This window comes from Mucilaginibacter gossypii (assembly GCF_017569325.2).
Classification (GTDB): Bacteria; Bacteroidota; Bacteroidia; order Sphingobacteriales; family Sphingobacteriaceae; genus Mucilaginibacter; species Mucilaginibacter gossypii.
In genome coordinates, this window is the sequence record NZ_CP071878.2 from 4,338,308 (window position 1) to 4,361,809 (window position 23,502).

General features: G+C 45.7%; 9 protein-coding genes. 2 read left to right on the forward strand and 7 right to left on the reverse strand.

Annotation, left to right across the window (positions count from 1 at the left end; all coding sequences use genetic code 11):
- Nucleotides 1-334: 334 nt before the first annotated feature.
- The 6 genes from J3L18_RS18165 to J3L18_RS18190 all read right to left on the reverse strand — a co-directional run bounded on the left by J3L18_RS18165 (nt 335) and on the right by J3L18_RS18190 (nt 12,533).
- Nucleotides 335-2,767, reverse strand: coding sequence for a bifunctional YncE family protein/alkaline phosphatase family protein (locus J3L18_RS18165; protein WP_129568601.1), 2,433 nt, complete (start codon nt 2,765-2,767; stop codon nt 335-337).
- A 292-nt stretch (nt 2,768-3,059) separates the two neighbouring features.
- Entirely contained in the window at nt 3,060-4,049 is a 990-nt protein-coding gene (locus J3L18_RS18170; RefSeq protein WP_208102419.1) for a family 43 glycosylhydrolase, read from the reverse strand.
- Nucleotides 4,050-4,090: 41 nt separating this feature from the next.
- Complete coding sequence (locus J3L18_RS18175; protein ID WP_129568602.1) at nt 4,091-4,675, reverse strand: RNA polymerase sigma factor; 585 nt, start codon at nt 4,673-4,675, stop codon at nt 4,091-4,093.
- 248 nt (nt 4,676-4,923) lie between these two features.
- Nucleotides 4,924-9,036, reverse strand: a complete 4,113-nt coding sequence (locus J3L18_RS18180; protein WP_129568603.1) for a hybrid sensor histidine kinase/response regulator — start codon at nt 9,034-9,036, stop codon at nt 4,924-4,926.
- 517 nt (nt 9,037-9,553) lie between these two features.
- A complete protein-coding gene (locus J3L18_RS18185; RefSeq protein ID WP_129568604.1) occupies nt 9,554-10,576 on the reverse strand; it encodes a substrate-binding domain-containing protein in 1,023 nt (340 codons plus the stop codon).
- Between the two features lie 76 nt (nt 10,577-10,652).
- Nucleotides 10,653-12,533, reverse strand: a complete 1,881-nt coding sequence (locus J3L18_RS18190) for a glycoside hydrolase family 97 protein (RefSeq protein ID WP_129568605.1) — start codon at nt 12,531-12,533, stop codon at nt 10,653-10,655.
- Between the two features lie 206 nt (nt 12,534-12,739).
- Between J3L18_RS18190 and J3L18_RS18195 the strand changes: the two genes are divergently transcribed.
- Complete coding sequence (locus tag J3L18_RS18195; RefSeq protein WP_189549116.1) at nt 12,740-14,224, forward strand: glycosyl hydrolase family 28 protein; 1,485 nt, start codon at nt 12,740-12,742, stop codon at nt 14,222-14,224.
- Nucleotides 14,225-14,795: 571 nt separating this feature from the next.
- Nucleotides 14,796-21,965 (forward strand): cellulose binding domain-containing protein, encoded by a 7,170-nt coding sequence (locus tag J3L18_RS18200; RefSeq protein WP_129568607.1) that lies wholly within the window; start codon nt 14,796-14,798, stop codon nt 21,963-21,965.
- Nucleotides 21,966-22,098: 133 nt separating this feature from the next.
- On the opposite strand, the gene J3L18_RS18205 is transcribed toward J3L18_RS18200, so the two are convergent.
- The gene (locus tag J3L18_RS18205) at nt 22,099-23,478 is read right to left on the reverse strand and encodes a right-handed parallel beta-helix repeat-containing protein (RefSeq protein WP_129568608.1); all 1,380 of its coding nucleotides are present in this window, start codon (nt 23,476-23,478) and stop codon (nt 22,099-22,101) included.
- Nucleotides 23,479-23,502 lie beyond the last annotated feature (24 nt).

Consider the following 23,502-nt stretch of genomic DNA (forward strand, 5'->3'; position numbering starts at 1 on the left):
AAATGAGATTGGTTTGCCCGTAAAAGCCTGCAAATCAAGAACAGTTTGGTATTGGGTATGAATTATAGGTTTAGTTAAAACAGAGTGGTTTTGGGGAGAGGAAACTGATGAAAAATATTTTTCAGGAATTGTTGAAGCGGGGACTAACCTGACAGTCCCATCGGAGTTTTTGAAGCTTTAAGTCAACCGATAGGCCAGGTGGTAAATCACTTTGCAGGTGAAATACCGTCAATTTTTATGAGCTAACCTAATCTCCAAACCTCTGATGAAACGGGAAGCCTGATAAAAATGATTGGATAATTTTTTCATTCATCCTTATCAGGCTTTTCTTATGCTAATCATCATCGTCTGCTTTTTGAACGGCTTTTACAAAGGCTGCCCGTACAGGCGTGGGCACAATTGCATTTTCTCCTTTAATCGCTTTCCATATCATGTTGTTCATGATCTGGTCGGGTACCCGGTCAACTGCCGAAAAATCAAGCCCCCTGGCCATTGCTGCAAGCTTTGTGCCCTTAGGGTTAAGTTCATTAAGGTTAATATTTGAACGGAGGCTGTTAAATGGTTTGGTATCGGGCGTTTTATTAAAACAACGCCACATGGCTGTAGCCGAGGCATCATACTGGGTCATAGGCGGCAGGCCGAGAATCAGCTCGATAGTACGCAGCATCGACGAAGTGGAATACATGGTGTGATCAACAAAATTACGTTTTACAAATCCCCCGGCCATGTATGCAGGCGAACGATGAGCATCAACGTGATCGGGGCCATTCTGTGCATCATCTTCGAGTATAAAAATCACGCTGTTTTCCCATATCGGGCTTTTACTGATATGCTCCACCAGCCGGCCAACAGCAAGATCATTATCCGCCACATGGGCAAAGGGTGTAGGCCTGCCCGGGGTGGTGCCCTCCGTATGGTCTGATAGCATCCGGATGGTATTTAGCCGCGGCAAGGCATTGTTGCGCATCAGCGAGTCAAAATCATGTTCCCAGGCCTGGTACCGCAAGGTATCAGGGTCACGCAGGTCACGGGTGGGATAGGCTTTCGTAAAATGGTCTTTCAGTATAGGTATCTGCGGCGTATTATCTGCATTGATAAACTCGCCGTAAGTACGAAAAGTTACGTTGAACCGGTTGGCCTGGTCCCAGATGTAGAGCTTATTTTTTGCAGTGAGGCCTACAGCACCCGGGCCGCGGCCGCCATAACTGGTAGGCCAGTTTTTTTCCATATAATCAGTAGCGTACGCGCCCAGGCTCCAGTTATGTCCGTCGGCACTAACTTCGCCATCTACATAAAAATTATCCAGCAGCACAAAGTTTTCGGCCAAAGCGTGGTGATTGGGCGTAATCCGTTTGCCAAACAGCAGCAGGCTTGTATCGCCATTGCCCTTCGGCATATCTGACAGTACCTGGTCATACGTCCGGTTTTCCTGGATAACATAAAAAACATACTTTATTGGCGATGCAGATCCTACTTTAGCCGGAATGGGGTTGCCATCTTCGCTATAAGCCCCTGTTTCCTGTTCCCGGTGATAAGGCGTATTACGAACTACGGCCTGCGAATAAACCGTCAGCTGCTTTTCTGTTGGCGTGGGGATGATGCTCAAAGTCCCCATTAATAAGCCGCCGCCGATATATTCTGTACGCGCGGGCCTGAATGGATCGCCTCCATGCAGTACAACGGTTTGACTTTTGGCTGCCGGGTTAGGCCCATGCGGATTAGGCAGCGACGAAAAGCCTTTAGCATTGGCTACGTATAATTTATCATCTATAACACGCACAACGCTGGGATACCAGCCCGTGGGCACAAAACCAAGCGACTGACTGGCACCCGGCTTTGTTACATTAAACACGGCCAGGCAGTTATTATCGGCATTGGCAATGTATAATGTTTTACCATCCTTACTCAGGGCTACCGAGTTACTGGTAGTACCGCTAAGCGGCGTAGGTGATACTGCGGTGTTCAGTGTTTCCAGTACTTTACTTTTGCGCACGTCAATTATCGATACTGTATTGTCGTTGCCGTTGGCTACATACAGGTATTTTCCATTCCGGGAAATGCACAGGTCATTGGGGTTATCCCCTACCGCAATGGCATCTGTGAGCTTATTTTCTTTTGTATCAAATACGGCTACCTTATCGCCACCCCAAAGACTGATGTACAATTTTGACATATCGGGCGATAACAGGCAGGTATAGGCCTCTGCGCCCAATTTAACCTGCTGAATGACTGTTTTTGTCTTGAGATCGATAAGGTACAGGCTGTTATCCAGTTTGGTAACTACATATAAAACACCGCGCTTATCATCAAGGGCCAGCCCGGTAGGTGAAATGGACGCCGAATTGGGCTTTTTGCTCCATGCTTCGCCCAGTTTTATGGTATCAGCTGCCAGCAGCTTATCATTATTGATGGCGTAACGAATAATCCAGTTATTGTCACCTCCTGAGGCGTAGAGTGATTGCTCGTCTGCACTAAAAACCAGGCCTCCCCAGGCTTTGCTGATCAGTACTTTGTCCAGTTCACGATCTGTACGTGCGTCTAAAAGCTGAATGGTTTGAACACTCTGCCCATTATTGGTAACCGCGGCATAATGATGGCTTTTGCTCACCGCGATATTCAGGGGCAGATCGCCCAGGGGAAGGCTCTTGCCAACAGGTGTTAATGACCACCCATTGGGCAATTTTACCCGTTTATTTTCAATAGCGGCGAGATCTTGCGCCCGAACGAACTTGCTGCAGATAAGCAGCAAAACGATTAGGCAGAGCATTTTTTTTAGTTACATAAGATAATGATATGCCGGTAAAAGTAGACCACCAATATTAATACATTATTAAATCATGGGCGAAGATCACCAGCTTGATTGTAACAAAATGAATGGAAATCAGCGGGCGCTAACCGGTACCAATTTTACCGGTCAAAAAACGGCGCGGTATTAGTACCGGGTAATGTGAAGTCCATTTAAATCTGCGAGACACCCTGATGGAACGAAAAAAGGGGCACCCCTGCCCCTTAATCTATTAACTAACCTTATGAAGAATGAATTGCATGAAAATGCCTGATTAATTTGCAGTGCCGTTTTTCACGTCGATCTTAAACGGAGCCGGCTCAGGAAGCCAAAGCTTACCATCCCCGATCTGAACAGGCATCCATAAATACCGGGAATCCCATTGTTCTTTCGGTTTCCAGATATCTCCCAGATACAATACTGTCGTATCCTTCTTCCCGCTAACTTTAAGCAATAAGGTAGATTGTGAACCATATGTGTTTTTTTCCTTCGGCGCTATGTCTTTAAACTCCGACCACGGGCCTTCCAGGGTTTTTGCTGTGGCATACCGGTTAGGATTGGGCTTCCAGCCGGTAAGCGCGGAGCCTATGGCGTAATAAAGGCCCTTATAATGCACTATAGCCCCGCCTTCCATATGCTCGGCTATCAGGCACATTTCCCGGTCAATACTGAGGCAATCATCGGAAAGCCGGACGATATGAAACCCAAGCGGACGGTCTTCGAAAACAAGGTATGGCGTACCATCATCATCTATAAACTGGCCAATGTCGCGGCTTTCATGCTCCAGGGGCCTGAAGCTTTTCAGGTATTTAAAATCACCGTCGGGGCTGTCACTTACGGCGATGCCGACCCGGGCAAACTTATAAGTTGCATTGTCAAGATGGAAATACATAACATATTGCCGGCTCTTTTTGCTGTAGAAAACTTTGGGCCTTTCCAGAACCCAGCGCCGCCCCAGGTTTTCGGGATCGGTCATCTGAACAACATCGCCTTTGAATGTCCAGTTCGTCAGGTCTTTTGACGCATAACAGCTAACATAACGTTTATTTGAATCCAGTCCCCGCCGTCTTTCTTCGCCATACCAGTAGTATGTGTTCTTTATTTTTATAATCCCTCCGCCATGCGCCTGGATATGTTCTCCCCGGTTATCGGGCCAAACTGCCCCGGGGTTTATGATTTTTTGATGCTGTGCATATACCTGGCCTGTAATCAGCAAAGTCATGACAGCCATGGTTATTCTTTTTAAAAGTATTTTTTTAATCATTCGGTGTTTTTTTTGAAGGTCAGGAAATCTTATATACGTTTTTATGAAAGCACCAGTTCGGTTGTGGCAATCTTACTGCCTTCAGAAAGTTTAATACGCAGTTGATTGATGCCCCTGTGTACATGATTAACTACCGACTGATATTGTAACCCCGTTACTTCAGCAATCTGATCGTAATTCCAATTATCAAAATATCTTAAAAAGATCATCTCCTTCTGGCGCTTTGGCAAGGTATTCAAGGCAAGGGCAAGCATGTGCTCCACTTCTCTCCCGGTTTCTTCCAAAACAAGCACATCTTCCCTCGAAAAAACAATATCGATATCATGGCTTGCGGATAAGCCTACAAACTCGGGCCGCGAGGCCTTTAAAAAATTAATGGCAAGTGACCGTGCCGATTTAAAGAAATAGTATTTAACATTTTTAATAGGCCCAAATGTTATCCTCCGCTCCCACATTTTTATAAACAGTTCCTGTAAAACATCCTGGGCTGCATCCTCATCTTTGATAATTTTATAGAGGTAGAAATACAAACCGGAATACAGTTCGTCATGTATCCTGCCAAAAGATTTGACATTTCCCTGGAGGGCTTCTTCCCACCATGTAGTTAGCTGGTTACAATTGTTCATATTGGCTTTAAAAACTGGTTTCTCTTTCAATTGGTCGTTACCGACTTTAGGAACCTAAGCTGAAAAACCGATTTACATAATCGATTAAGTAAGTTTGCCTATGGTTCTAATAACTGGTTTATATAAGCTAATATGAATAGATTTTATTCGGCAGATGGGACTCAAATTGGTCATTTATGCGGTATAAATTCGGCAATTTATCAATTTACTCAATTGATTAAGCAATGGATAGAATACATATAAATAACTCAATATAAATTAATTATGTTTTTATTTTTCTTAAATACAGGTCTTTTTTGCTTAAGAAAGTCTGATGGGTTAGCGCCGAACAGTTTAAAAAACTGATCGCGGAAGTATTTAATGCTGTTAAAGCCTGTTTCAATGGCCACTTCATTAACATTCATATCCGACTGGATCAGCAGCTCAGCCGCCTTTCTGAGGCGTATGTAGCGGATGAAGCTATTAACGGTATGACCCGACAGCGATTTAATTTTGCGGTAAAGATTTGAATGGCTCATGCCGATCTCTGAAGCCAGTATTTTGATATTGAAGTTTTCGTCGGTAATATGCTGCTCAACTATTTCGATACATTTTTCCAGGAAGTTTTTATACTCATCCGAAATAGTGACGTTAACCGATTTCAGGGTAATGGTATTATAAAAATAGCTTTGAAGGTTACTCCTGTTTTGCAGCAGATTGGCAATACGCGCAACCAGTACATCTTTATCAAAAGGTTTGGAAATATAGTCATCGGCGCCGCTTTCCAGTCCTTTGATCTTATTTTCGGCAGATGAACTGGCTGTTAGTAAAATCATCGGGATATAGCTCAATTGCTGGTCCTGCTTAATGGTTGAGCAAAGTTCAATGCCATTTAAACCAGGCATCATTACATCGCAGATAATAAGATCGGGTTGCTTTTCTTTCGCTTTCTGTAAACCGGTCAAACCATTATCTGCCTCGTAAACCCTGTAACGGCTTTCAAGAATGGAACAAATGTAAGCCCGGATCTCGCTGTCATCATCAATAACCAGGATCCTTTGCTTGTCGGTAAAAATCTTATCAGCTTCAAAATCAATATCATTAATTTGGCTGGCTTCAGCTATCGCCGGCTGGTCTTCCACCATTTCACGAAGCAAAGGCGATAAATCAGCGGCATCGGCTGCCGCTGCCACATCCGGCGAATAATGAGCTTTACCCTTTAACAGGGTTAAACAAAAATCAGAGCCCTTACCCGGCCCACTTTCAAACGTTAATGAGCCGCCGTGATCTATGGTAAACTGGCGGGCCAGGAATAAGCCGATCCCAAAGCCTCCTTTTGCCGCCTGTCCATGCGTATTTGACCTGTAAAACTTTTCGAAGATATGCTTCCCCGCTTCCAGAGATATTCCGGGTCCATTGTCAATCACATTGATCACCACCTCATCCGGTCCCGATTGCAGGCCAACACACACGGCTTTCCCGGCCGGCGTATATTTAATAGCATTGGATATGAGGTTAAACAGGATAATCTCGATCTTTTCCCTGTCTCCGTAAATCAGTACCGGCTCTTCCGGCACGTTTAATTCAAAACTGATACCCGAAAGCCTGGCCTGCTGCACAAAACATAAAAATACCTCCCGGCAAACAAGGGTAATGTCCATTGGCGCAATTTGCAGGATCCCAGCGCCCGAATCGGCCTTACGAAACAGCAACAGCTGATCAACAAGGCTTAACAGGCGCCTTGAATTACGATAAACAATATTAAGTTCCGCACGGTTCTCAGGGCCAATTTTCGCAAGCAAATCCCTTAAGGGGTTGATGATGAGCGAAAGGGGCGTACGAAACTCATGAGAAACACCCGTGAAAAACTCTACGCGCCTGTCATTCAATTCGCGTTCCTTTTCCTGCAGGTCGCGCTGGTGTTCAGCGGCGGCATTGGCCAGTTGTACTTCATATTTAAGCCGTGTTTCCCTAAACCTATAACGCAGGTACCAGTAAACAACTGCCGCAAGCAACATCGCATAAATCAGGTAGGCCCAGACGGTACGATACCAGGGCGGCAAAATAATGATATGAAGATGGATTTCCCGGCTAATCCATTGCCCTTCGGCATTAGTACAGTTAATTTTTAATGTATACGTACCGGGCTCTAAACGGGTATAAAGCGCATTACGTTGCCTCCCTGCGTAAATCCATCCCCTGTCCCAGCCCTGGAGCATATAACGGTAACCGATCCTATCCTGCGCGGTAAATTCGATAGCTGCGAAACTAACGGCTATTGATGCCTGATCGTAAGGAACTTCTAACGACCGGATAACATTCCCGGCATCCGTCTTCACATAGTCCGGATAAGTACTTATGGGCTTATTGTTAATTTTAATATCAGTTATAACAATGTTGGGGATATCATGCAGGGGCAGGATTGCCTGCGGATGAAACATCGTGACACCATTGATCCCCCCAAACGCAAGCTGACCATTGTTTAGCCTTAAGCCAGCGTTAAAGTTAAACTCATTGCTCGCCAGGCCATCGCTTTCAAAAAAATTGGTAAAACTAACAGCTTTGGGATCAAAGCGGCAAAGCCCGTTGTAAGTGCTTAGCCACAAACGCTTTTGCGCGTCTTCCAAAATGGCCAGTACCGTATTATTACTAAGTCCGTTACTGGTGGTATAGTGGTGAATTATTTTTTCCTTAGACGCTGAAAAATACAACAAGCCGGCTTCTGTACCCAACCACATGTCGCCGTTGTTTGCTTTCTGCATTGATCTTACCGCTTTACCTACCGGATAAAACTTATGTGCGTTGCTTTTTTGATCAATCTTATAAACACCTTCAAAGTTTCCTGCCCAAAGGTTTCCCAAAAGGTCTTCGCCCATTGAAAGGATATTGGTCAGAGCCGCGTCATACAACCTGAATTGGTTATTATGCTTATCATATAGAAACAGCCCGTCCTGTAAGCCGCTAGCCCAAAGATTTCCAGCATGGTCCAGGTACAGGCACCAGAACACTATCCGGCTGGCAGCACCCTGCCTGTCTACACCCCGAAATGTAGTGAATGTATTGGAACCCGGCTGGTACAGGTTAATCCCGCCCCCATAAGTGGCAATCCAGGTTCTGCCTTCCCTATCCCCGGCAATACTGGTTACAAAGTTCGAGCTTAGAGTACCCGGCTGTGAAGCATCATGGCGAAAATTAGTGAAGCGATGGGCCTGCCGGTCCCAAATGCTCAATCCGCCGCCGTCGGTGCCTATCCACAGCCTGCCATCGGGGGCTTCATATAACGATTTAACAAAGTTACTGATAAGGCTATTGGCGTTCAGGTCATTATGCCTGATATTTACAAAACGTTCTTTTACCTCATCAATAACATTTACTCCGCCCCGTAAGGTACCGATCCACTTTCTGCCTTCGCGGTCTAAAAATAAAGCATAAACAGCATCACTTGAAAGTGAGTGCTCGTCACTCCCCGCAGGCAGATAGGTAATCTTGTCGCGTCCTTTATCCATGATCTGGATCCCGCCGCCATCGGTACTCACCCAAAGTGTACTATCGGGCATGACTTGCAGGCTCGTTATCCTGCCCGATTTGAAAGGCCCGTTAAACTCATCAAAAAGACAGTCATATTGCCCAGTTTTGAAATCATAATGGTGCAGGCCCTGGGTTGTGCCTACCCATAAACCATTGCCTTCCGGATAAATGCAGGTAGCGCCGGTGACCGAAGTGTTCAGTAACTTCAAAGTACCGTGTACCGCATCATATGTAAAAAGGCCCGCGCCGCTGATTAGCGCATAGATTTGGTCGCCTGGCCCCACATACAACGCGCTGACGTTATAACCATGTACAGCTTTTCCGTTATCATAGTATGGTATAACATGGCCGGTTCGTTTGCCCTTATCCATAACGATAAGGCCGTTGGAAAGAGTGGCAATGAAAATACGCCCGGAGCGGTCCGTTTTAATGTCCCTTACAAAAGATGTCACGGGTGTTTCTTTGCCGGCCAAAATTGCATATGCCGGAGAAAACTCTTCAGTTACCGGGTTTAAGATACTTATGCCCTGGCGCGTACCTACCCATAAATTATTGGCCGCATCCTCTGCAATACAATTAATAAAATTATGAATAATTGAATGTTGCTTTTCGGGCTGATTGCGGTAAATACGGAAGTCATATCCGTCAAAACGGTTCAAGCCGTCGTAAGTGCCAAACCACATATAGCCTGAATGGTCCTGGAAAATACATCGTACTTCGCTGTTGGAAAGCCCGTCTTTGAGGCCAAGCCGCTGAATATTGGGTAAAGCAAGCGCCGCGGCATTGCTGTTTAAAATCAGTGCTCCTAAAATAATTACACAACACCAACGTGTGGCCGCTTTAAATAGCCGCATATAGGAGGATGCCGGTTGTTGAATACTGCTCAATTTGAATATAAGTGCCGCGAAACATTTGGTTTGTGTTTCAAAAACTGTCCCGTCAGGTTAAACATTACTCCTGGCGCTTCTTTTTAGGGTCCTGATTTATTTTCTGAACTATTGAATTCCAGCTTTTTTTGATCGTTTGTTCGTCTGCTTTCGGATTCTTTATCTGAAATAGCTCTAAGGGTTCCGCTTCGTTTCGCTTTTTTTTCATAAATCGATAAACTATCATGTCTGCACCCTGTAACATTTTACTCAAAACAAAAATATAATTATCTGACAAATAAAGAACAAGGATTATATCCGTGCCCCAACCGATCATTTTCCTCAATATTCCCTGCTGTTTATCCTTAACAAAAAGGGCTTCCTTTCAGAAGCCTTATTATAACCAACTTAGCTAAACCGGACGGTTTATTAGGAGAGAGTTACAACAAAGACAATCCCAAACAGGTTTGATACTCATTTTTTTAATTTTTTTATTTCGGATAAATTACACCAGTAACCTTGCGGATGAATCCCTTATGATCAGTTTGGTTTTCAATAAAATATTTTGCGAATCGATTATGTGGTTATCCTGAAGCTCTTCCAATAAAATTTTTGTAACCCTGAGCCCGATCTCTTTAATTGGCTGGGCTACAGCGGTTATGGCCGGGTTAAAAAGGGCAAAATTGTTAATATCATCAAATACAGCAACACCAATATCTCTGGTAATTATCAGTCCTGATTCTTTCAGGGCCTGCAGGCCACTTAAGGCGAGATAGTTGGTCGCAAAAAAAATGGCATCTATATCCTTTTTATTTTTCAGGAGGCTTTTAAGGTTCTGGATGGTTTTGTGTGGATCTTCATTATATATAATTTCTTTTAGGATAGGCGGCAGCCCGTGTTTTTGGAGGGCCGCGTGATAACCGTTAACACGTTCGTTCATTTGATCCTGCCCGGCCGCAAGCGTAACCATGGCAATGTCACGGAAGCCGTTATCTATCAAATGTAAAACCGCAGTCTCGCTGCCGCGAAAGTTATCGACAAGTACTTTGGAACATTGCAGATCAGGCGAGGCGCGGTCGAACACCACTACCGGGTAACCTTCCTTTACAAGCTGGTTGATATCATCTTCCAAACCTGCAGTAGGTGCGACGATGTACCCATCTACCTGGTAATTTTTAAAAGTTTGCAGCAGGTCGCGGGCAATAACGGTCGAATTTTCAGAACTGCCATAAATAACGCGGTAACCTTCTTTATAAATATGCTCTTCCACAACCCTCGCAATGGCCGAAAAAAAAGGATCGCTGATATCTTCCACAATCATGCCCACCGTTTTACTTTTTCCCGTCCGCAGGCTGGCTGCCAGCCGGTTTGGCCGGTAACCTACCTTTTCAACAAACCTCAGTATTTTATTTTCCAGCGCCACGCTGATGCCATATTGCCTCGCCTTGCCATTAAGAACATAGGAAACAGATGCTTCTGACACTTTTAACGCGGCAGCAATATCTTTCAAAGCCAATTTTTTCTTCATTTCGCCCAAAGCCGGGTCCTCCTTAAGTCAAACTAACACAATCATTAATAATGCCGCACAACAACATCTCCGCCCCTTACTTTATTTGAGGTCTTATGATAACGGCCTGGCCCCCTTTTGCATCCAGGTCAACAACAAAAGCATCATTGTGCCTTAGCTCAACCTTTTTTACCTGTATGCCGCCCTGTCCGTCATCGCCATAAACAGTAGCGGTGTATACCTGATTTTTTTCCAGGAAATCGAGCTTGAAGCTTCCTCTCCATTTCTGAAGACCGGCAGCGCTGCCCAGGTACCAGGTACGGCCTTTACGGCGTGCTACGGTAATGCCTTCGCCTATCTCTCCCTGCACATATCTGCTTTCATCCCATACCGTGGGCACATATTTGAAAAAATCAATATCCGTCTCTTCCCGGTAATCCTGCGACCGTCCGTACCAGAAAATTGCTTGCAACGGGTCAAAGTATACAATGGTCAGGGCCATTTGCTGGGCTTTGCTTACCCGGATATTTTTACGGTAATCATTCACCTTGTTGGGGTAGCAAAAGGTAAAATCGGCAGGGCCGGCCAGGTAACGCGTAAATGGCAATACGGTATTATGGAAAGCATCGGGACTGTTTTCATCGCCCCTGATCCCTTCCTGGCTAAGCACATACGGGTACCGGCGACTCAAACCTGTGGGTTTATAATGATCATGTACGTTGAGTACCATGCCATAATCATTTACTTTTTTCATGGCCGAATCAAGCCAGGCAAGGCCTTTCTGCGTGCCGCCATCTACAAACCCAAACTTTAGCCCGCTAACTCCCCACTTTTTATAAAGCGGCAATATGGTATCTATCTTAGCTTTGAGCCCCACATAATTTACATATAAAATAACGCCGATGCCTTTTTGCCGGGCATGGGCAATGATATCCGGCAAGTGGAAATCAGGTAAGTATCTGGTAGGATCAGAGGTAGTTCGAAATTCGGCACCGTACCAGCCTGCATCAACCAAAATGTATTGAAAGTTCATTTTTTGAGCAAAATCAATTCCATCAAGGGCGCCCTGCGTATTGATAGGTACCCTGAAAACCTTTCCGGGTTTTACATAATCGGGCACCTCATTACTAAGCGGTTTAACCAGTTTTAGATTAAGCTCACTAAACGCGTGCAAACCTATGGCAGTACTACTGCAACTAATGGTTCGCCAGGGAGTAATGAGACTATCGGTGAACCGGATCAACGAATCCTTCCGAACGGACTGAACGCGATGGTCGCGGTAAATGGTATCCGTATAAAATTGTAACGACAGGCTATTGGGGCGGCTGCCGTGAACCAATACGCATTTGGTGTAATTGCGGTTATCGGCTTCGCCGATACTTATATATGACTGTGCGGCTGTAAGCGTTGAAGGAAGGTCACTGGTACCCGGCAATGAATCGACCATAACCGGCCGGAAAACAGATTCTTCGTGATACTGGTAAATGCGATAGCTTGTTGCAAGGTTAAACTCCGTTAGCTCCGATTTAAGTTGTACAATGCTATCACCAAGCTGCTTACAGACATACCTAAACGCCAGGCTTCCATCATATACCCTTACGATTATATCATAATTACCTATACCAGAGGTGCAATGAAGCGTGAGCTCGTTACAATGGTTTACCAGGCTGGCATCCTCCCCCAGCGGCCACAAAAACTTTTCATTGATTTCTTTTTTGGCCGATCCCTTTAACGTGATACCCTGAACTAATGAAGAACCGGTAGTTTCGATCCCCAAACGCGACCAGTTAACAATTAACCGTGTATTGAAAATTAACCGATAATACAGCTGCCCTTGCTCATCCAGTGAAAATTGCGCCCGCGTACGGTTATCTGGTGAATAAAGCAGTGCAACAACCTTTTGCTTTGCGGACACAGCATTATTGCAAAAGGGAGAAAAGGCTAAAAAAAAGGCAAAAAAAAGGTATTTATTCTTCATTGTTTAGGATACGGGGCAACAACAGTATAAGGACAAGCAATGCTCTTAAATATACTCAAAGAGATTAGTGATTTAGTTCAAATTATCCAAGATACCTCATTAGGGCACATTATCTCCGGCAAATGCAGTTATTTTTTCGATATAGTTTTTTATTGAGTATGAGAATCCGCCTTTATTGTCTTCCTCTATACACTATAAAAACTTCTATGAACAAATTCCTGGCACTGACATGTGCAGTCGTATTTTTATTAAAAACAGTCAAGGCAGAAATCATAACTTATAAAGCACCCGAAAGTAACTTAGTTAATCATACAATTAAAGTAGATGTGCGGCAGGGCACAGGCAACTGGCAGCCCTTAGATGTATATACAGCCGATGTCGCGGCTCGTTTTGACGCGCAGCGCATTATTAAAAAAACCGCTTTTACTTATTTTGATTGTTCCGGTTCGGTAAAGCTTCGGGTTAAGCTAAACCTGGGGAATATCAAAGAAGTAAGGATCAGACCTACGGCATACGGCATCAAGCCCGAGGTTAAAGGCAACGTTGTGGAATTTGAATTAAACGCTTCGCAATATGTTTCGTTAGAGGTAAACGGCAACATTTTTGAAAACCTGCAGATTTTTGCTAATCCTATAGAAAACAGCCGTCCCACAAAAGCTGATGCGCAAATGCTTTATTTCGGCCCGGGCATCCATAAAATCGGCCGGATGGTGATCCCCTCGGGTAAAACCGTGTATGTGGCCGGCGGCGCTATTGTTGAAGGCTCATTTGTTATAGATCATGCAGAGAACGTCAGGATCTGCGGCCGCGGAATCCTTACACAACACCCGGTACAGGGCGACAGCGTTAAACCCCAAAATACTACAGGAACATTCTCAAAATTCAGGAACGATCATTTGATCATCCAGAACACCAATAACATCAGTGTTGACGGGATTATTGAGCTCCCAAAGGGTTATTCTATTTTAATGGGCGAATCAAAGCATGTGAGTATAAGTAATTTTAAAGCTTTCAGTGCAACCGGTAATGCTGATGGTATCGACATCTTTTGCAGTCAGGATATTAAGCTCGATCATATATACATGCGAAACTCTGACGATTGTATCGCTATTTACGGTCACCGCTGGAATTATTACGGTAATACCTCCGATATTACAGTTAACAACGCGATTTTATGGGCAGATGTAGCCCATCCCCTGCTGATTGGAACACACGGCGACACTGACCACCCGGACACATTACAGAATATCCGGGTTCAAAATATAACCGTACTTAACCATAACGAAAACCAGCTTGATTACCAGGGCTGTATATCACTTAATGCCGGCGACAGCAACCTGATCAGGAACGCCAGTTTTGAAAACGTGGAGATTGAGGATATCCGCAAAGGGCAACTGTTTAATTTAAGAGTGATGTACAACCGAAAATATAACACCTCTCCCGGGCTGGGGATCGAGAACATACTGTTCCGGAATGTTAATTATAACGGGAAGCAGGCTAATATGTCTGTTATAGCCGGCTACGATGACAAACGCGGCATCAGGAACGTTATATTTGAAAACCTGAAGATAAACGGTATCCTGATCTATGATAAAATGCCGGGCAAACCCGGCTTTTATAAAACAAGCGATATGGCTAACATATTTGTGGGTGAACATGTGGATGAGATCCAATTTTTGCGCAAGGATTGAGGGTAAGATTGACTACCTGTCCTTGTGTGCAATCTTTTATATCTCCACTAATATTTTTAAGGTATTAAATTGTGCGATTCCCTTCTTGGGAAACTACTGTTTTGTACACTTCTTTTCAACTAAAAGAAAATGTCATTTCGATAGAGCTGTGGAGGCCTGAGCGAGCGAAAGAGAAATCTTATACGATATGCCAAGTAACGTGAAAAGCTCGCGGACATGGTGTAGAAGATTTCTCCTCCCCCAGCACACTTTCCCGACGCTGCGTTCGTCGAAATGACAATCGTTTTTCAATTGATAATAAATCATTGAAGGGGTGTACAGACAATAGCTCAAGAAAGGAATTGAAAGAATCTTTAATTACTTCTACAATACTTACCTATACACAAAGCAGCTTATTCCAAGCGCTTTAACGTCATAAAAATTTCAAGAAACACCACGTTGCTGTGAGTATCATTTACAGCAGTCATTGTCTTTGGTGTGTCCGATTATAAAACTGTTTTGTTCCACGCCCTTAAACGACTTCCAAACATACCGGAACGGCAGTAAATATGTTTACCTAAACAATTAAACCATGAAAAAACTTTTTACGCTTTGTAATTACTTGACAGGTACGCACCGGCAGATAAGGCTGCTGTTGTTTTCGCTGTCGATGTTTGTCACGATGGGTGTATGCGCCCAACCTTTTGTCCATCCTGGCGTAGCCTTTAACCGGGCCGATTTGGATCAATTGAAAGCCAACATTAGCCACGAACCATGGCTATCCGGTTATAATGCATTTAAAAACGACTCGCATTCACAATTGGGCTATGGGCAAAAGGGGCCTTTTGCAACGGTTACAAGGGCGCCAAACCTAAACAACAGTGCCTGGATTGAAGACATGCAGGCTGTTCACAACCTGGCCTGGATGTGGTGGTTTACAGGCGACTCAACTTATGCCCGCAAAGCTACAAACCTGCTCGATGCCTGGGCAGTAACCAATACTACCTGGGGCGGCGGAGAATCAATGCTGGATATTGGCGATTATGCCCAGTATTGGGGCGTAGGTGCTGAAATCCTTCGTTGTACTTTTCCCGGTTGGACCGCAGCCAACACACAGCACGTAAAAAATTATTTTGCTAATGTTTTATTCCCTACTTCCTGGGTGCCAAGCCCCTTGCGCGATGCGAATAAAGGAGCTCTCCAGTTAAAAATAGCGCTTGCCGCATCCGTTTTTTGTGATGATGTCACCCGGTTTAACCAGGCGGTGGAAGTGTACCGGATGGATGCCGGCGGAGGTATGCGCAATTCGTTGCCCGGTGGTGAAGTAGGAGATTCGGGCCGCGACGACCATTGGCGCGTACAGGCAGCCGCACTGGCCTGGGGCGCAGAAGTTGCCTACAAGCAAGGTGCAGATATGTTTGCCGAGTTGGATAACCGGGTATTGGCTATCGGTGAACTGTATCATAAATACGCCTTCGACGGAGCAACAATGACCTTTATCCCGCTGGGGGGCTATGCAAGTTATTGGACCGGCTGGGGGATTCAGCCCGGAGCAAGGGTCGGCGACATGACTAATCTTATTTACAGCGCTTATGCTGTACGCAAGGGAATACCTACCCCTAATACCGACAGGATGAGAGCCGCATTAATGCAGCCCGGTGCCACCAATTATTCTCCGGCCGGCGGCAATTTCTTATACCTGAAATCATCAGATACATCTACCGCGGTTAAGTTGCCCCAGGTATATTATCCTGCTGACCATGTTCAGCCGGTGAGCAACCTTACCAATATTGATATCGGTAATACCGGGTTGGCGGGCAGCGCTGCCTACAATAACGGGGTTTGGACACTTCAAGGCGCCGGAACTTCTACCAGTAATGCTTTTAGCTTTAATTTTAAGAAAATTAGCGGCGATGCCGGACTGGTAGTAAAAGTTGAGAATATGTCGTTAAATACCGGTGGTTGCGGGGTCATGCTACGCCAATCGCTGGCGCCCGGTTCGGCTTTTTATGATATTTTCCTTAAAGCAACAGGCGGTGCCGGAAACCACTACCAACCCAAAGCCCCCTGGTGGTTAAAAATTGAGCGTGTAGGCACCCGCATATTTACATACCATTCGCAGGATGGCATTAGTTGGACCGGTCTCGGTTGCTGGTATTCTGCAACAGGTTTCCCCACTGATTTGTATGCCGGATTTTATACCCTTTCCAGTAATAACTCGGCGCTAAATACGGCCACGTTCAGTAATGTGGCTTATAGTCAATCTGCACCGGCCGGGTCTCCGGAGATTAGCAGTGCTACCACCGCCACAGCTACCAGTGGTGCGCCTTTCAGTTATAACATCATAGCCAGTGCTAATCCATCTTCTTATAGTGCCACCGGCTTACCATCGGGGCTTAGCATTGTTGCGGCCACCGGTATCATCTCGGGCACGCCTACCGCGTTAGGGCAAAGCGAAATTACCATAGCCGCCACTAATGCCAGCGGCACCGGCACGGCAACCCTCATGCTGAATGTGGTCAATAACCAGGCGCCGGCAGCGCCCGCTTCAGCTGCGGCAGCGGTTGTTAACGCTACACAAATTAATATTTCCTGGGTAGCTTCGGCCAATGCTACCAGCTATTCGGTAAAACGGTCGTCGTCATCCACCGGGCCATTTACCACTATACAATCAGACATAACCAACACATCATATATTGATGCCAGCCCTGTACCCGAGGTAAACAATTATTATGTAGTGACCGCGCTTGCCGGAACATTGGAAAGCGGAAACTCAAATATTATTTTTTCATCAGTACCACCGGCTGCCCCGGCGCAGCCTGCAGCTGTTAATAAAAACAAGGAGGTTGACTTGAGCTGGAATGCAGCAGCAGGGGCGGCTACTTATAATGTAAAACGCGCTACGATAAGCGGCGGTCCTTATACTACTGTAGTCAATGTTTCAACTACGGCATACGCGGATCTGAATGTAAGCAACGGAAGCCCATACTACTATGTTGTTTCATCTGTGGGCCAAACCAAAGAAAGCTCCAATTCGGCCGAAACATTTGGCGTACCCGGCTCAAGCACTTCAACATGGAGCCAGCAGCCCGAGTCCGACTCGCTTACCCTGGCCAGCAACTGGCAGGAAAACGCGACACCTGTTAATCCAGCCATTATTACTTTTCAAAACAGTGCAGATACCGTACTGACCAACGACATCCCAAATCTTGTAGCCTCGAGAATTCAGTTTAATGCAAACGCCGGCAGCTATACCATTGACGGCGCAGCAATTCATTTGCGAAATGACCTGGTTAATAACAGTTCTGGCTACCAAACCCTGAAGATGCCTGTAACACTCGATACATTACTTAATGTAAACACACCCAACGTGAGCGGCACCGTAGCATTAACCGGGCAAATAACAGGCTCAGGCAGCCTGCTCAAGAACGGTATCGGGTTCCTGTATGCAGGGGGCAACAACACCTACTCCGGCGGTACTATCCTCAACGGAAACGGGCAAAGCTGGCCGCCGGTTTATGGCATGGAAGTATCGGGAACAAGTACAGGAGCGCCTTCCGCCCCTACATCAGGCCCGCTCGGTACCGGAAAAATAACCATGAACGGCGGCGCGCTTTTTTCGGCCAACGGCGATGCTACCTTATACAACGATATTGAAATTGCCGCCGGCAAAACCAGCTATTTTTACCAAACCAGCAATGCACTGAACCTCTACGGGCGGCTTACCGGCAGCGGAACAATTATTCAGGATGGTAACGTATATGCCGGTTTACATTTGTTTGCCGATAACAGCAGCTTTACGGGTTACTTTGTATCCAAATTACGCAGCGGCAACTCACGTACCCGTTTTGAAGTGCCGCAATCAGGCAGCGCGAATGCTTCATGGAACCTTGACGCCAACGGTAATGATTGCCAGGGCATTATGTTCCCTACCGGCACTATCAGTTTTGGTGCGTTAAGCGGCCGCGGTGCTATCCGTACAGATGGTGGCGGCAGCCCAACCATCAGCATCGGTGCACTGAACATAACTACCACCTACGGCGGAACGATGACCGGCAGTATGAACGTAGAGAAAGTTGGAACAGCTATTCTGACATTTACCGGTAACCAGGCTTATTCCGGAACAACGACGATAAAAAACGGCACTTATTTGCTCAATAACGATCCTAACAGCGGCACATTCACCAGTCCGGTGGTTGCAACGGCCGGCACGTTTGGCGGCAGTGGCAAAAGCACAGCATCGGTTACTATCGGTACCGGTTCGGGTTCAGGCGCGGTACTGGCACCCGGTAACCAGGCCATAGGCACCATAAAAGTGGGCACCCTCACCATGAATGCCGATGCAACCTATAAGGTAGAATTAAGCACCAGTTCGGCCACCAGTGATAAGGTAAGTACAGCCGTTGTTAATTTAGTGAACCAGCCTAAACTGCAGATCACGGCTATCGACTCGACAAGCCTGACCCAGGGAAGTTCGTTCACTATCATTGATAACACCGGAAGCGCGGCAATATCCGGTACATTTAAAGGCTTGCCCGAACTTGCCCCGGTAACTGTTGGTAGTTTTACACTGCGCATCAGCTATAAAGGCGGTACGGGCAATGACGTTGTGCTGCTGGACGACCGGCCATTACCGGTAATTATCACCAGCGCGCCAACGGATACCACGCTGATAGGAAAACCTATGACTTATACTGTAACCGGAATTAAGTCGCCCAACCATTTTTCGGCCAGCGGATTGCCGGCCGGGTTACAAATTGATTCTTTATCAGGCAAAATTTCAGGAACACCAACGGAATCAGGCACCTTTAATGTAAGCCTGTCGGCAGGCAACGGCAGTACAACAGGTACTTCGACATTAGTACTCACAGTACTTAGCAGTGCTGTAAACTCTTTGACAGTTGCCGCGGGCGATGCCAAAAACATCCTTGAATGGCAATCACTTCCCGGCTACAGTTATAACGTTAAACGTTCAACAACTTCCGGCGGGCCATATACCACACTTGGCTCAGTTAGTAACCTTACCTTCACCGACAGCAATGTAAGCAATGGCACAACCTATTTTTATGTTATAGCCCCTGCAGACAGTACCGGCGAAGGTACCAAAAGCACAGAAGCGGTTGCTAAACCCAATGCCGGGCAACGCGACTTTTATCAATTTGATGAGGTAAGCGGCAGCAAAGGCATTGATGCCTGGGGTGCCAATCATGCTGCACTCGCGGCAACAGCAAGTCGTGCTGCGGGTAAATATGGAAAATCTTTGCTGCTTGATGGTTCGGCGAACGCTTATGCAACATTGCCTGCCGGTATTTTCAGTACCTTGAACGATTTTACCATATCTGCCTGGGTGCGGATGGACGCCATAAGTACCTGGATGCGTGTTTTTGACTTTGGCTCAAGCACCACCCAATACATGTTCCTTACGGTACAGGCCGGTGTTACCAACGGGCAGTCAACCATTCGTTACGCTACTAAAAATGGCTCGGCTGCAGAACAGAATATCAATTACAATTACACCTTCCCGCTAAATACCTGGACCTACCTGGCGGTAACCCGGGCGGGCACCATTACTACACTTTACGTAAATGGTACATCAGTTGCCTCCTCAACAAACATTACCATCAAACCATCGGCGCTCGGTAGCACCATGCAAAATTATCTGGGCAAATCGCAGTTTGCCGATCCGATGTTCAAAGGCTCCATTGATAATTTCAAGATCTACGGTAGGGCATTAAGCAGCACCGAAATTGCTGCCGATGTATTGGGCGATCAAACAATAACCTTTGCCGCCATCAACACAAAAACATTTGGCGATGCCGATTTTGTGCCCCCGGCGACAGCTTCATCAGGTTTGGCGGTTTCCTATAGCAGTTCAGATACTACTGTTGCCAGTGTGATCAATGGCACCATCCACATTAAAGCGGCCGGAACAACAACCATCACTGCTTCCCAGGCCGGAAACAGCAGTTTTAAAGCAGCTACTTCTATTAATCAAAACCTCACCGTTAGCCAAAAAGCACAAACTGTTACGTTTAATGCGATCCCTGCAAAAACAGTTGCCGACAGCGATTTTATAGCCGGTGCTGTAGCCAGTTCTGGCCTTGCGGTAAGTTATAGCAGTTCGGACAGTACGGTAGTTCAGGTAGCGGGCACAAAGTTGCACATCACCGGTGCGGGTACGGCCGAGATCACCGCCTCGCAGGGTGGGAATGCTAATTATCTTGCGGCATCACCGGTTACACAAACACTTACCGTTAACAAGCTGAGCCAAAGCATCAGTTTTGCCGCGTTACCTCTAAGCAGGCCTGGCGATGCAGATATCAGCCTGAATGCGACAGCTACTTCCGGGCTTACGGTTGTTTACACCAGTTCAAACCTAAACGTAGCTACGGTAATCAATAACAAGCTGCATATTGTAGGTGCGGGCAGCAGTACTATCATAGCGCAGCAAGGTGGCAACGCTCGTTTTGACACGACAGCCTCAAGCAAAGCCTTCACCGTATTGCCATACAATGTCCAGGTACAATACTCCGACGGGGACAACAACCAGCCTGTAAACAATCTCATTAAGCCATTTCTGAAAATTGTTAACCAGGATTCGGTCGCCATTAATTTAAACGAGCTGACCATGAGGTATTGGTTTACCGCGGAAAATTATGCCGGGATCAATTCATGGATTGATTATGCCCAAATGGGGAACAGTAACGTTACCATGAAATATGTTCAGTTACCCAACCCGCACACCGGGGCTCTGGCTTATATAGAATATGGTTTCCTGAATAACGGCCAGCTCAGCGCAGGCGGCAATTCCGGGGTTATTCAGTCGAGGTTTGCAAACCAGGACTGGTCAAATTTTTCGGAGACCGACGATTATTCATACCTGCCATACACCGGGAGCTATGCTGCAAACAGCCATATCACCCTTTACCGCAACGGGCAGTTAATTTACGGTACCGAGCCGGCTGCAGTTACAGCTACCACGGCTTTTACCGTATCTTATCAAAACCAAAATCAAAGCACATCTGGAAATACGATCAGTACCTACCTGGCGCTTAACAATACCGGAAACGTGCCTGTGAATTACAGCGATTTATCTGTTCGTTACTGGTTTAGCCGCGAAGGCACAGCAGGATTGAATTTCTCGGTAAGCTACGCCAAACTGGGCAACAGCAAAATCAACAACCGGTTTGTTACTTTAAATCCCCCTTTAACCGGGGCAGACACCTATCTTGAATTAACCATCGATCCATCGGCCGGTTCGCTTTACCCCTTAAGCAATACCGGTAACATTCAATACCAGGTTAATAAAACAGACTGGTCGGCATTTAACGAGGCCAATGATTATTCGTTTGCTGCTAAAGCTGCTATGGCGCTTAACAGCCATATTACCGTTTATTATAAAGATCAGCTGATTTATGGAACGGAACCTACATTGCTCAGCAGCAATTCGCTGGCTTCAACCATAGGTCAAAAAACCGGTATTGTACAGGATAACAGCGCACCTATCGGTACTGTTCAAAACAATGTGATCTACCCAAACCCGGTGGCTGCACGCAGCTTCAACATTAAACTAACGCCCGACCTGGAGCAGAAAGAGATCAACCTGGTTATCCGGGATAATTTTGGCAAGGTTATGCAAAGCGGCAGGTATCGTGGTTTTGGCGGTAACCTTGGGGTTCAGTTAACCCGGTCATACATGACCGGTGTTTACTTTGTTCAGATCAACAATCTGGCACCATTGCGCATGATAGTAAGCCCATGATTTTAGCTAAAAGCCGAATGCACAAAGCTTAAGGCTAAAACTTTAAAAGCAAAAGGGACGGCAGCACTGCCATCCCTTTTGCTTTTAAAGGAATTCCCTTTACCCCAGACAGAAACGCCTGATGTATTGCATATTAATACTCGGTAGCCCCAATATCAAAAGCCGTACCCGATGGGCGTACAGCATCATAATAATCAAATTTTATGCCGTATGATAAAACGTTTGCCCCTTGATCGATAAGCGGCGATGACGGTTGTAAATGAAAATCATCTCCGTTATAATTTACAAACCCGCAAACGCTTACATCTGTATTTACATAATTATTTGATTCGGTAAGTTTAACGCTGGTGCTTTTTAAAATTATCGGCTGTACTGATGCCGATTGTATGATAGCATTATTAATAACGGTATTCATGGGGATAGTTTCAGAGTTTAACTTTATACCGCCTAAAACAGAGCCCACAATGGTATTATTGATAAACTGAAAATTCGGGCCTGGCGTATACCGTGAATCAGCAAAAATACCGTAAGCCTTTGAGTCAATAATATAATTATTGAATACCTGGTTATCCCCAAGACCAAGAACAATGATACCATTGCCTGGTGCATTCTTAACCAGGTTGTTATAACATTGACCGCCGGTACCTTCTCCTATCTGTATGCCATTATTTTGATAAGAAGCAAACGGACTTATCCCCGGGTTTTTAACGGTGTTACTATAGATCATGCATCCCGACGTAGCACTGCCAACCTGGATCCCTTCGGCACCGGTAGAGTCAACAAGGTTTTTGTAGATCCTGGCATTCACGACATCATGAGGTAAAACCGTACCGCAGGAAGTTGAAACGCCATTCTGATAAAAAGAATTTCCTATATAAAGGCCTTCCCCTCCTGTTTTGTGAACGTAATTATCATGAATTATTACATTACTCATGGTAAAATTGCCCCGCCAGGTTGCAGCGTCGCATGTTGGATCGGTTTTTGCCATGATCCCGGCAAACCCGCTGTTACGCACCTCAACATTCGCGATCTCAAAATCCGAGCTCAGATAGTCCATCGTCATACCGATATTGCCGCCGTTCATATCAAACCCGTACTTAATTGAGGAAACGCCATTTCCCATTACCTTAAAGTACTGGCAGTTTTGTGTCTTAAATGCATACGAGGCGGTAGTTTCTGTAGTGAATGACACCCTTCCGCCCTGGTTAACAATTAAGATTGGAGCGGCGGCTGTTCCTTTAAAGTTTTTAAGCAGCAAAGCCCCACGTTCACCGGCGGGGATATATATTATAGCCCCCGCGGGGATATTTGTACCGTCAACCATCCACTCGGTAGTTTTAACGGTGTAAGTATAGGTAGTTACCGGCTTCGTTTTCAAACTTTTCAGTTTTCCATCCTGCTCCGGAATTAAACTTGCCGGTGTCTCAATTTTGTTTATACTTTTTGAACACGCGAAGCATGATATTACCAGCATACCAGCTATCATGCTTAGTAAGTAATTGTTATTTCCCATTTATTAATCTGAAAGAGTTTTGAT